Origin of the sequence: Paenibacillus rhizovicinus (genome assembly GCF_010365285.1) — a bacterium.
Taxonomy (GTDB): Bacteria; Bacillota; Bacilli; order Paenibacillales; family Paenibacillaceae; genus Paenibacillus_Z; species Paenibacillus_Z rhizovicinus.
In genome coordinates, this window is the sequence record NZ_CP048286.1 from 1,651,971 (window position 1) to 1,664,130 (window position 12,160).

13 protein-coding genes are annotated in these 12,160 nt (G+C 54.8%); 3 read left to right on the plus strand and 10 right to left on the minus strand.

What is annotated here, in order from left to right; genetic code table 11:
* The first annotated feature begins 187 nt into the window (after positions 1–187).
* Together mqnE and GZH47_RS07650 are read left to right on the plus strand one after the other, a co-directional pair.
* A complete protein-coding gene (mqnE, locus tag GZH47_RS07645) occupies positions 188–1,291 on the plus strand; it encodes an aminofutalosine synthase MqnE (RefSeq protein WP_162639551.1) in 1,104 nt (367 codons plus the stop codon).
* Positions 1,292–1,423: 132 nt separating this feature from the next.
* On the plus strand, positions 1,424–2,491 hold the full coding sequence (locus tag GZH47_RS07650; protein ID WP_162639552.1) for an NAD(P)/FAD-dependent oxidoreductase: 1,068 nt from the start codon (positions 1,424–1,426) through the stop codon (positions 2,489–2,491).
* Between the two features lie 66 nt (positions 2,492–2,557).
* Here GZH47_RS07650 and GZH47_RS07655 read toward each other — a convergent pair whose 3' ends face one another.
* Positions 2,558–2,830, minus strand: a complete 273-nt coding sequence (locus GZH47_RS07655; RefSeq protein ID WP_162639553.1) for a YuzB family protein — start codon at positions 2,828–2,830, stop codon at positions 2,558–2,560.
* A gap of 86 nt (positions 2,831–2,916) precedes the next feature.
* Here GZH47_RS07655 and GZH47_RS07660 point away from each other — a divergent pair, with 86 nt between their 5' ends.
* Positions 2,917–3,162, plus strand: a complete 246-nt coding sequence (locus GZH47_RS07660; protein WP_048744982.1) for a NifU family protein — start codon at positions 2,917–2,919, stop codon at positions 3,160–3,162.
* 315 nt (positions 3,163–3,477) lie between these two features.
* On the opposite strand, the gene GZH47_RS07665 is transcribed toward GZH47_RS07660, so the two are convergent.
* From GZH47_RS07665 to GZH47_RS07705, 9 genes are all read right to left on the minus strand, one after another.
* On the minus strand, positions 3,478–4,260 hold the full coding sequence (locus GZH47_RS07665) for an SDR family oxidoreductase (protein WP_162645121.1): 783 nt from the start codon (positions 4,258–4,260) through the stop codon (positions 3,478–3,480).
* A gap of 26 nt (positions 4,261–4,286) precedes the next feature.
* On the minus strand, positions 4,287–4,991 hold the full coding sequence (locus GZH47_RS07670; protein ID WP_162639554.1) for a Cthe_2314 family HEPN domain-containing protein: 705 nt from the start codon (positions 4,989–4,991) through the stop codon (positions 4,287–4,289).
* 112 nt (positions 4,992–5,103) lie between these two features.
* Entirely contained in the window at positions 5,104–6,039 is a 936-nt protein-coding gene (locus GZH47_RS07675) for a COX15/CtaA family protein (RefSeq protein WP_318653419.1), read from the minus strand.
* A gap of 155 nt (positions 6,040–6,194) precedes the next feature.
* Positions 6,195–6,539, minus strand: a complete 345-nt coding sequence (locus GZH47_RS07680) for a thioredoxin family protein (protein WP_162639555.1) — start codon at positions 6,537–6,539, stop codon at positions 6,195–6,197.
* 75 nt (positions 6,540–6,614) lie between these two features.
* Complete coding sequence (locus GZH47_RS07685; RefSeq protein WP_162639556.1) at positions 6,615–8,231, minus strand: copper amine oxidase N-terminal domain-containing protein; 1,617 nt, start codon at positions 8,229–8,231, stop codon at positions 6,615–6,617.
* Positions 8,232–8,308: 77 nt separating this feature from the next.
* Positions 8,309–9,958, minus strand: a complete 1,650-nt coding sequence (locus tag GZH47_RS07690) for a putative polysaccharide biosynthesis protein (RefSeq protein WP_162639557.1) — start codon at positions 9,956–9,958, stop codon at positions 8,309–8,311.
* Positions 9,959–9,987: 29 nt separating this feature from the next.
* The gene (locus GZH47_RS07695; RefSeq protein WP_162639558.1) at positions 9,988–10,710 is read right to left on the minus strand and encodes a ThuA domain-containing protein; all 723 of its coding nucleotides are present in this window, start codon (positions 10,708–10,710) and stop codon (positions 9,988–9,990) included.
* A gap of 20 nt (positions 10,711–10,730) precedes the next feature.
* On the minus strand, positions 10,731–11,207 hold the full coding sequence (locus GZH47_RS07700) for a DUF456 domain-containing protein (protein ID WP_162639559.1): 477 nt from the start codon (positions 11,205–11,207) through the stop codon (positions 10,731–10,733).
* Positions 11,208–11,214: 7 nt separating this feature from the next.
* Complete coding sequence (locus GZH47_RS07705; protein WP_162639560.1) at positions 11,215–11,967, minus strand: Cof-type HAD-IIB family hydrolase; 753 nt, start codon at positions 11,965–11,967, stop codon at positions 11,215–11,217.
* Positions 11,968–12,160 lie beyond the last annotated feature (193 nt).

Sequence of the window (12,160 nt, forward strand, 5' to 3'; positions counted from 1 at the left end):
GACTTTGGTTCTCTGGTACGAGTTAATAGTTGCCGCCCCTTGTGATGAGGTTTATAATAAAGAAAGTCGTTTCTGAGGTTTTTTGGGGAAAGAATAAGTAATTTTTTTCACAAAGTTTGATTATTCTTCATTTAAATTCATCACCGGACATGCGAACGCGTGACCGGCGGACTAGGAGGAAGCCATTATGAACGTGGCGATACCGACAGAAGACAAACAAATGCAAGCCATCATGGAGAAAGTTCGTTTCGGTGAACGTCTTAGCCGGGAAGACGGAGAGTTTATGTACCGCTCCGACGACCTGCTCTCGATCGGCCAAATGGCCAACGAAGTGAACCTGAGGAAGAACGGACGCAAGGTCTATTTCATTGAAAATATGAGCTTGTATTTCACCAACGTATGCGAAGCGCACTGCGCATTCTGCAACTTCCGCAAGGACGAAGGCCAGGAAGGCGCGTATACGCTAAGCGGAGCCGAGATGATCGCCTACGTGGAACAGCATATTCATCCGGACGTACGCGAGTTCCACATTGTCGGCGGCCATAACCCGCATGTGCCGTTCCAATATTACGTGGATTCGCTGAAAGCCTTGAACGAGCGATTCCCGGAAGTCGCGCTTAAAGCTTACACGGCTGCCGAGATCGATTTCTTCTCGCGCATCAGCGGCCTCAGCTACAAGGAAGTCATCCAGGAATTGATGAAGGCCGGCCTGCAAAGCTTGACTGGCGGCGGCGCAGAAATCCTGTCGGATGAGTACCGCAAGAAGATGAAAGTCGACAAAGCGGACGTTTCCCAATACTTGGAAGTCCACCGGACGGCGCATAATCTCGGCCTGCGCACGCATACGACGATGCTGTACGGTTCCGTCGAGAAGACGGAAGACCGCATCAACCATATGCTGCAAATCCGGGAGCTGCAGGACGAAACGAACGGCTTCCAAGTGTTCATTCCGTTGTCCATGCAGCCGATCAGCCCGAAAGCGAGCATCCGCCGCCGCAATTCCGCCTTCGACGATTTGAAGGCCATTGCGATCAGCCGTCTGATGCTGGACAACTTCCAGCATATCAAGGCGTACTTCATCAACATCGGCACGCAGCTGACGCAAGTCGCGCTTACGATGGGCGCATCCGACGTGCACGGCACGATGGTCAAGGAACGCATCAGCCACGCGGCAGGCGCATTGACGCCGGAAGGCATTACGCGCCAGGATCTGATCTGGCTCATCAAAGGCGCCGGACGTATTCCGGTGGAACGCGATACGTTCTACAATGAAGTTAAGGTTTTTGAATAAACAGCGATTCCCATGACCTTCGTGAAGAGATGTTCTCATCGCGAGGGTCTGTCATGTGCATACTACACGATAAAACTGCAGGTTCAAACACGCTATACCGCACTTATTGCATACAAGAAAGTTGGGATTGGAATGAAACGATTCGTTATTCTTGGGGGCGGCTACGGAGGACTTACGGTCGCCCATGCCTTGCTTGAAGGCGAACTGCCGGACGATACGGTTGTCGTACTTATCGACCGTATGCCTTATCAAGGACTCAAGACAGAATATTACGCGCTTGTTGCCGGTACATCGCCGGAAATCGATCTGCGGGTGGCTTTCCCGTCGGATCCGCGCCTTATCGTCACTTACGGTGAAGTAACGGATATCGATCTGGATGAGAAGCATATCGTCTTAGCCGGACAAGAGCCGCTCACTTACGACTGGCTTGTCGTCGCGCTCGGCTGTACGGACAAGTACCATGGTATCGAAGGCGCGGAGCTGTACTCCAACAGCATCCAAACGATGTCTGCCTCGCGTAAAACGTACATGGCGCTTAACGATGCGAAGCCTTACGGACAAGTCTCCATTATCGGCGGCGGACTAAGCGGCGTCGAGGTGGCTGCCGAGCTTCGCGAAAGCCGGCCGGATTTGAACATTCGCATCATCGACCGCGGACCAAGCATTCTCTCCGCGTTCCCGGGCAAACTGCAGGAATACGTTTCTTCGTGGTTTATCGAGCATGAAGTCGAAATGCGGGGTCATGTCTCCTTGCACAAGCTGGAAGAAGGCATCCTGTACGACGCGAATGCGACAAGCCCGATCTTGACCGACGTTACGGTCTGGACAGCAGGCATTCAACCGGTACCGCTCGTGCAGCGCATGAATTTGCCGAAGGACAACCAAGGCCGTCTGATCATCAACGAATACCATCAGCTGCCGGATTACAACGAGGTCTTTATCGTCGGCGACTGCGCATCCCTGCCGTTCTCGCCAAGCGCTCAAGCTGCGGAAGGCCAAGGCAAGCAGGTCGCGGAAGTCATGCAGGCCCTCTGGAGCGGCAAAACGCCGAAGCTTGGCAAAATCAAGCTTAAAGGCACGCTCGGTTCCCTGGGCAAAAAAGACGGCTTCGGCCTGATGGGCCGCGCAACCATGAAGGGTCGCGTACCGCGCCTCGTCAAGAGCGGCGTCCTGTGGATGTCCAAGCATCATTTCGGCTAAGATCGGCTATACTTCGAAGTATGCGAGCATTCGCTCGGCCCGAAGGCGGTGTGGCTTCACTGGCTATCACATATCGTCAATGAGCCGATCGAGCGCCTCGCGTACGGCTTGCTGCTCTTCGATCTCATCCATGATTTTCGTTTCTAATTCTTCGACGGTGTCGGCGGAGATGATTTGACCGTCCACCATGCCGAACGGCGCTAAATAACATTCGCCGCAATTGCCCAGGCAGCCGTATTCGATGACTTCGTAATCCGGATTGCCTTCCAATTTCTTCATCAATTTATCCGTACCGTGATGCATATTGCTGGCACAAAATTCAACCATGGGTTTTAACATGCTGGATCACCTTGCCTCTAGTTACTGATATCCATTTTCAATTGCTTTGCTTTGTACTATAATAGGGGAGAAAGGAGTGGATTGCAATGAGTGAAAACGCACAAAGCACCATGTATGATGAAGTATTGGACGTTCTCGATAAGCTTCGCCCGTTCCTGCAACGCGACGGCGGCGATGTTGAACTCGTTGATGTAGAGGATGGCATCGTTAAACTCCGTTTGATGGGTGCTTGCGGCAGCTGCCCAAGTTCGACGATCACGCTTAAAGCGGGTATCGAACGCGCGCTGCTCGAGGAAGTCGAAGGCGTACAAGAGGTTATGCAAGTTTTCTAAACTTGGTTCCTTTTGTCCCATTATTTGCATGAAAGCGTCTTGCCCCCGGGCAAGACGCTTTTTGTTGTTTATTATTACTTATTATTAAATGTTCGGGCATTTCGTGTAAGAAGTATGATGACAAAATTGACCGTAGGTCGGAATGAAGCCGGAAAAGCGTAAGCGTTCGCCTTTGTAGTCTGATTTCTACCTATACTCACTTATATAATAAAAAGAAATAAGAACTACAACAGCTACAGGTTTTCGTAAGAAAACCACTTCGGAAGCATAAGCTTTGGAAACTCATTCCGACCGCAGGTCATGCCCTTGTCACTACTACGACGATTTGATCGACGTTTTAATCGGGTCGAACCCGCCGGTAACATCGACGATATTGCCGGTCATATAATCCGATTGCGGCAAACAGAGAAACGCGATAACGCGCGCGATATCCTCCCCGCTTCCCGGACGGCCGCGCGGCGACTCGTCGTCGCGCTCCTCCGCTACCTCGGCGATCGTGCGTTCCTTGTTCAGGCCGCGAATATCGCCGGGACACACCATATTAACCGTGATGCCATTGCCCGCCTCTTCCACGGCAAGCGACTTCGTGAAGGATACGAGACCCGTCTTCGCGGCGGCGTACACCGCCCGATGCGGCCATGCGCGTCCTTCGCCGGCATGACCGAAGCCGAAATGAACGATGCGCCCCCACTGCCGTCCTCGCATGCCTGGAAGCATGTGATGGTCCAGCAGCATAACGCCGAGCAAATTGCCGTTAACCAATCCCAGAATATCGGCGGCGTCATAATCCGCGAAGAGCCGCCGTTCACGGATGAAAGGGCCGGCGTTGTTGATGAGAATATCGATGCTGCCCGTCAGCGACCAAGACAGCGCTTGCGAAGCTAGCTGCGTGACATCGTCACGCACCGCAATATCAGCGCGAATCGCGATTGCTCTGACCCCATGGCGCTCGCTGATCTCCGCCGCGAGCTGCTGCGCTTCCTGCTCGCTGGTCACGTAATTCAGCACGATATCGCAGCCCATCGCCGCGAGCGTGAGCGCGGTCATTTTGCCTAATCCTTTGGCACTTCCGGTTATTAGGGCCGTTCTTCCTTTCAGCTCCATGACATCCTCCTAGGTCAGCGTCATTTATTGATCTGGCTGTAGGCGTGGTGAAAGGTCAGCTTCAGCGTTTCCAGGACGAGGTCCATCATCTGCGCAAGGTCCTGTGTCTGCTGCGACAGATTTTCAAGCTGATGCGGTTCGAAATACGCTTCATGATTCTGCTTCAGATCGTCCTGCATCTCAGAGTTCATGTAGTGAATCTCCGTGTTGCGCCGCTTCCGCATCCGGTTCATCGCTTCCTTGCCCTCGTCCTTAAGCTTATGCAGGGGAACGGTCAATTCAGGATAAGCATTTCGCTCCACCATTCTGCGCAGAACGGTGTAGAAAGAAAAATGCGGCTTCTCCCGCTCCGTCTCGAGGTGAAGGTAATCGTTCATCAACGTGCCAAGCTTATCGAGCAGCGAGAACAAGCGAATAAACGCGTTTTTATCGAAATAGACGTAACGGCGGTAGTCCATCTCCTCCGCTTCGGTCATACCCTCGACGGTTTCGGACTTCACCAGCTCCGCGTATTTGCCGGCGGCATATACGCTTTGCTCCAGTTCGTCGAGCGAAGAAATCAATCCGAGCGTGTAAATTTCGTATTTGCGCAATTTATGGTCATTGTCCCGGCCTTGCTCGATGCGCTTATTCAACAGGGCGGCGTATTGCTCCATCGCCTGGTTCGCCTCGAGCAGCTTGCCCGCGTCGGTGCGGGGCGGTTCGCCAAACATAAAACGGAGCATCGTCATTCCTCCCGTAAAGAGCTTGAAACGTCAAGTTATAAAGGGTTGTCCACCTCGCGCGCGGAGCAGCTCCGGCGTAGCGTTTCGGTCCATCCACGCAAGCCTGTAAGGCTTATGCCTGCAACCGCCCTTCACGCCATCTCCAAGCTCGAATCATGAAATCGCTCAGTATCCCGAACAACCCGGATACGATCATATTGTGCAGTATACTCGTAAAGACAAACCAGTCGTCGTTGCGAAGCGTCACGGTCAGCAGCGCGCCGCTCAGCACCTGGCAGCAGATCAGCACGAAAGTGGCATTCAATGCTTTGCGCATGCCGGGATGATCGACGCAAACGCGCTTGACGTAGAGCGTCAGACAGCCGACCAGGATAAGCAGAATGGCAGCCGCCACGCGGTGCATAAACACGTAGAGCGTTGCGCCGTGCAAATCCGGTACGAACTCGCCGTTACACAGCGGCCAGCCTATGCAGCCGCCGGACGAATCCGTATGCCGGACGTAGGCGCCCAAGTAAATGACGAAATAACTATAAACGAGGATCGCAAGCGAAAACCAAAATACGGCTTTGGGGATGGGGGCAGACGGCTTCTCCGCTGCCGTTCCGTTCTTCATGCGATACGCCCAAATGACGAGCAGCAGCGTGAACATAAAGGCCAAGATCGAGATCCCGAAATGCAGCGCGAGCACCGCAGGCGTAGTCGGCCATACGACGGCAGCAGCGCCGAGCAGCGCCTGCAGAACCGTGAATAGACCCGCTCCCGCGGAATAAGCAATCGCTTCTTTCTCATTGCGGTACAACTTCAATGTTGCAATAAACGTCGCGAGCACAAGCAAGCCTACCCCGCCGCTAATGAGGCGATGGGAATATTCGATCAACGACTCGACGGTATACGCCGGTATGAACTTACCGTTGCAAAGCGGCCAATCCGTGCCGCACCCGCGGCCGGAACCTGTATTCGTCACCAATGCGCCCGCAATCAACACGAGGAACATGCCGATGCAGGTCAACACTGCAAGCGTACGATAACGGCTGGAATTCAACTTCATCACCTTACTTCCGAAAGAATCACCTCCCATTATAACGAACAAATTCGACAAATACCATGTTCAAACTGTGAACGCCAAGACGATGCAGAAAGCCCGCCAATCGGCGGTTTGGCCGACTGGCGGGCTTTCATCCAATAGAAGATATTGTAAGTTTTCTAACGCGTCAATGCTGCCGCTACCTGAAGCGCGCGCTCCAGAAATTGTTCGATTTCCTCGCGCGTTTTGCGCAGCTTGCTTACGAAGCGTATAAGCTCGCCGCCCTGCTTAAAAGCGATGAAGCTCGGAATGCCCAGAATGTTCAGCTCGCTGCAGAGGTCGGGCAAGTCATCGCGGTCGATCTGCAGGAAGCGGATCTTACCGTCGTACTTGGCCTCTACATCCGGCATGAACGGTTCGATATAGTGGCAATCGCCGCACCAGGTCGTCTTGAAAACCGCAACCGTCACGCCTTCCTCTTGCACCGCCGCGCGGAAAGCTTCATCTGTCGTAATCATTTCCATGCGATATTCTCCCTTCCGGTCCGAATGCCCCGGCAAACTCAACGGGCGTCAGGCTTGATTGCGGAGACTGTTTATTTATGGCTCGCGAACCAAGATGAGCGTTTTGCTGCCGTAGGTTTTCTCCCAACTGATCTGTGCTCCCAGCGCCTTCGCGAAATCGCGGGCCGGCACATAGGTCATGTTGTTGACGACGGTCATCGGAAAGCTCCATTTGACCGTCTTCCCGTTAATAATCGCATTGCTGCTGCCCTTTTTCAAGAGGATGTTCGCATTCGTCGCGCCGTCCAGCACGCGAATCATGCCGCCCTTCTCCTCCGTCACCGTTGCCCCGAACGTTTCGGCCGCATAGCGCAGCGGGATGATCGCGATGCCGCTCGGCGTAACGATCGGTGCATAGCGGCTGTATTCCGGACTCAGCATCAGCGTCTGTCTGCTGATATGCGCCTGGTTGCGCAGCAAGTCGTAAACGACAGAACCTTTATCGAACTGCTGAAGCACTTCATAGCCTTCCATGTTCATCAAGCTTTCGGCATTGAGAACCGGTTTATCGGCCGACGGCTGCAATGGCTGTACGTCGCCGTTCACGTTCCAACGGTCCGTCGTTACTTTCATCCAGATGCCCTTGAACGGCGAAACCGTCATCAAGGAGTCTTCGAATTGGAAGTCCTCATCCTCATCAGCAGCCGCGGCCGCAGCTTCATCCGATAGGGGCGCATCCTGAATGGCAATCGCCGCTTCGATCGCCGCTTTGCGGATATCCAGCTTGGTGTCTACGAACAAATCGCCTTTCACGTAGGTGCCGTCGTTCAAGACTGCGTCAAGTTCTTCCGCGTTTTCCTTCTCGCTTTGAGCGATTTGATCCTTCAGCTCCGTCAGCGCGTCGATGATTTGACCGGTTGCCTTGTCGATTGCGGCTGCCGTCTCATCTTCTTCCGGAAGCGAGCCGAACAGGCTGTCGACCGGCGTTTCTTCGAGAACGCCTTGTTGGCTCTTCACCGCATCCATCAGCGCCGTCAGGACCGACTTCAGGCCTTCCTTGTCGCCGATCAGAGCGTCGATATAAGACTTCAGCCAATCCAGCAGCTCATGGCCCTTCAACTCGGCATGCACGTTCATTCCTGTCAGCGTATCGCCATGAACGGTCTCTTGACCCGGTTTCACGCTCAAATTCGTCGGATTAGGCAGGTTGTCGATGGCAAAGCCGCTGACGGTGTCTATCATTTGCTTCCCGACCGCCATGAGCGCTTCATCGTCGGCAGAAGCGGCCGCTTTCGCATCCGGATCTGTCAGTTGCAGATAAATCGGTTTCTTCGCTCCGTCCAGATCAAACTCGGCCGCCTCATTGTTGATTCGCAATTCGAACGGAATGTGCTTCGTTCCCAGATCCAGGCTGCCCTTGGCGGACATCCCTTTCTCTTCGTCCGACTTCATGTCGGTCAGCTGCAGCTTCATGTTTGAAATAAGCTTGATGATTTCCGCTTCTTCGCCTTCCAGCTCTTCCTCGGCGCCGTCGTTCAGCAGCAGCTTGAATTCTACCGTCTCGTTGCTTTCATAAGAAGTCGTGTTGAGCGATTGCTTGAACATCGCATTGAAATCTAAGCCGTTTAGCGCTTGACAGCCCGCAACTATGATCATAACAAGCGCAATGGCCAGCAGGCCGAACGTTTTCGTACTCCGTTTCCATGATTTCATCAATTAAAAAATCCCCTCTCATAGGTAGAAAGACCACGGTCCATTCTACCATAAAGAGGGGAATATGGAAACAAAGTTTAGTTGCTAGAATTGACGCCGCGCCTAGATACGACGCGCATCAGCGGGTTCAACAACCGGCGAAGCGGACCCGGGAATTGCTGTACGTCGTCCTTCGTGATCACCTTGAGCAGGAGAAGCAGCGCGACATATAGCCCAAGCGAAACGACGCCGGCGGCAATGCAAGCGACGGCATAGGTCAATTTGACCGGAACGCCTCCGATATACGTGCGGCATGCATAATCGAGCAGCCATCCGGCTCCGGATGCGATCGCTATCGTCACTACGTAGCCGGCCCAGCGCGTACCGAGAATGTTCAGCTTGATTTCCTTCCGGATTTGGCGGAAATTAAGCGAAGCGATGACCATGAAGCAGATGGTCGATGACAGGATTATGCCGTACACGCCGAGAAGCGGCGCCAGCAACAGGCTCGTCACGACCTTCACGACGATACCGATCAGCGCGTGGCGCATCGGCATGCGAGGCTTGTTCATGCTCGTCAGCACGGTATTGCTCGTCATCATCGTAATCTGGAAGATCGTCCCCGCGGTCAACGCGGCGACAGCGCCGCTGCCTCCCGTATTCGAGAACAACAAACCCGTAATCGACATGGCGGCGACCGTCATGATAAGCGACGCCGGAACGCCGGTGAAGACGACGATTCGCATGACGAGCGAAGCTTGCCGCTCCACTTCCTTCATGTTCTTCACCTTGTAGGCGGAGGAAATGACCGGAATCATGGATTGACTGAGCGCAATCGCCAGAATCGGCGGAATGCCGGCAAGCGCCTGCGCCTTCACGCCCAGCCAGTCTAGCATTTGGTCGGCGTCGGCACTGGCGTAATAGCCATGCGTCAGCTTCATGAAGAACGACGTATCGAAGAAATAAATAAATTGCACGGTCATCGACGTGATAACGATCGGTACCGAAATCTTGAACAATTCACTGTAAATCGACTTGAATGACAGCGTAGAACGCGTCTGCTGGGCCGCGCGGGTCCCGGATCTGGCCGCGTCCTTCATATCTTGCCGCTTCAGCTTGCGGGCGTACGACAGCATGACGGCAAATGCGCCGACGCTGCCGAACACGCTGCCGAACGTCGCCGCGGCGGCGATCCAGCTCTGTCCCCAGTCCAGCCCGAACGCCAGATAACCGAGGCCGACTGCCGTGATGACGCGCAGGATCTGTTCGACGATCTGCGAGATCCCTCCCGCCGCCATGTACTGCCTGCCCTGAAAATAACCGCGCATCATCGCGATGATCGGGAAGAACAGCAATGCGGGCGCGATGGCCCGAACAGCGAGAGCGGCCCCCGGCTTCTCCGCGATATGCGTCGCGTAGAAAGGCGCGAAGATAAGCAGAAGCACCGTGATGAGCACGCCCGTAACGGCACCGAACAGCAGTGCCGCTTTGTAAATGCGTCTCGCTTCATCAGGGCGTCCAAGCGCATAGCGCTCCGAAACCATTTTGCTGATCGCGCTCGGTATCCCGCCGGTAGCGACGATCAGAAGCATCAGATAGATGTTGTTGGCGACAGTAAAATAACCGCCGCCATGGCTGTCCGTCATATAATCGAGCGGAATGCGCTGGAAGATCCCGAGGAACCGGGCCACCAGCGCTGCCGCCGCAAGAATGATCGTGCCTTTTATTAACGAATCCTTTTTAACCATGAGCTGCCGCTAGTCTCCTACTCCGAAGCTTATTTCGCTTTGATTTCCTCAAGCGGCTGGTGGTTGCCGCGTACCGGCTTGGCTGCGCCCGAAGGAGCCGCCCAGCGGATGCCGTTCCGGATGACTTGCAGCACGTTGTCGTTGTAATACGTGGGAAACGTTTCGTGTCCTGGACGGAAGTAGAACACTTTGCCTTGTCCGCGGAACCAGGTGCAGCCTGTACGGAACACTTCCCCGCCTTCGAACCAGCTTACGAACACAAGCTCGTCCGGCGCCGGAATGTCGAAATGCTCGCCGTACATTTCCTCGCGGTCCAGCACGAACTGCTCCGGAATGCCCGCAGCGATCGGATGCGCCGGATTGACGGTCCAGATGCGTTCTTTCTCGTTTGCTTCGCGCCACTTCAGGTCGCAGCCAGTGCCCATCAGCTTCTTGAAGATCTTGGAGAAATGGCCGGAATGCAGCACGATCAGCCCCATGCCTTCCATTACGCGGGCATGCACGCGTTCCACGATCGCGTCTTCCACTTTGTCATGACCCATGTGGCCCCACCAGATCAGTACATCGGTGTTCGCCAGCACGTCGTCCGTCAAACCATGCTCCGGCTGGTCGAGCGTTGCCGTCGATACTTCGAAGCCATCCGTACCGATACCTGCTTTCAGCGCTTCGTGGATGCCGTCCGGATAAACCGTTCTCACTTCGTCGTGCTGTTTCTCATGCAGAAATTCATTCCAAACCGTTACCTTAACCATTAATCGATTGCCTCCTCGAATTAAATCCATAGCAAGAAAATGATGATCATTGCGCCCTGCAAAATAAATTTGACGACCGTGCTCGTGAATAGGCCCACGACCGCCCCAAGCCCCGCTTTAAACGACTTCTCCAAACTCGCGCCCGTGAACAGCTCGCCGATGACGGCGCCGATCAACGGACCGAGAATGAGGCCGAAGGCCGGAATGACGAACGGACCGATCAGTACGCCGATGGTGCTGCCGATCACGGATGCCCGAGAGCCGCCGTATTTCTTCACGCCCCAGGCGCTGACGGCGTAATCGGCAACGAACAGCACGATGACGATCAGCGTCTGAAGCGTCCAGAACCAGAAGCCGAATGGCGAGAAGGAAATCATGAACCCGTAAACGAAGAATGCGGCATAAATCGCCAGCGCCCCCGGCAGGATCGGGAAGATCGCACCGGCCATGCCGAGCGCAAACAACGCTATGACAATGATCCAGCCTACGATTTCCATGCCGGCTTCACCCTTTCAGCACGTAGTCTTGCAGCAAGCGCGCGACTGCATCCTCTTCGTTCGTCACGTTCACGACATCCGCCGCCGCCTTTACTTCGTCCTGCGCATTGCCCATCGCGACGCCAAGGCCAGCTTCGCGAATCATCGCGATATCGTTCATGCTGTCGCCCATGGCAGCGACCTCGGACATCCCGAAACCGAGCACGGCGCATAGCTCCCGCAGCGCGGACGCCTTGGTCACGCCTTCCGGATTCATCTCCAGGTTGGAGGGCGAAGAATTCGTAATCTCCAGCCCGCCCCAGGACGAGGCTTCCTTCAGGATGGCTTGCAGCATGGGCTTGTCCTCCGTGTAGTAGCCGAACTTCAGCCAGTGCCGCTCATCCAGGCGGCTCGCAACCTCGCTCCAGTTCTCCTTGTTGTAAATGCCCGTCGTCGTGTACGCCCAGTACCAGCACTCCGGGTGACGCAGCGCCAGCTCGTGGAGCCGCGTCAGGTACGACACAGGCATCAGCGTGCGCTTATGCAGCACTTGAGGACGGGTCCAAATCTCCCCGCCGTTGACCGTGATCATCGGCGTCTCGAGCCCCAGCTGCTCGGCGTACGGCAAGGCGCTCTGATAGCCGCGTCCAGTAGCGAAACTGACGATAACGCCGGCGTCCAGCGCCTTGCGGATCCACTTCGCGTTCTCCTTGCTCACTTCCTGCCGGTCGTTGAGCAGCGTTCCGTCCATGTCCAATGCAACTAATTTAATGGTTCCCATGATGGCCTCCTTGCCCAAGCTATGCCTGCAGATAGCTCGCTAGAGCAATTTTAGCACAGAATAAGAAGAATCCAAACTGCTCTTCGGCTCATAATCCGAACATCGTTCCGGCAAGAAACAAAGCGACGTACAAAAATCGGCGAACGGCCCGATGGCTGCGCAAACTTCTCCGCATGCAAATCCCCCCTTTGCT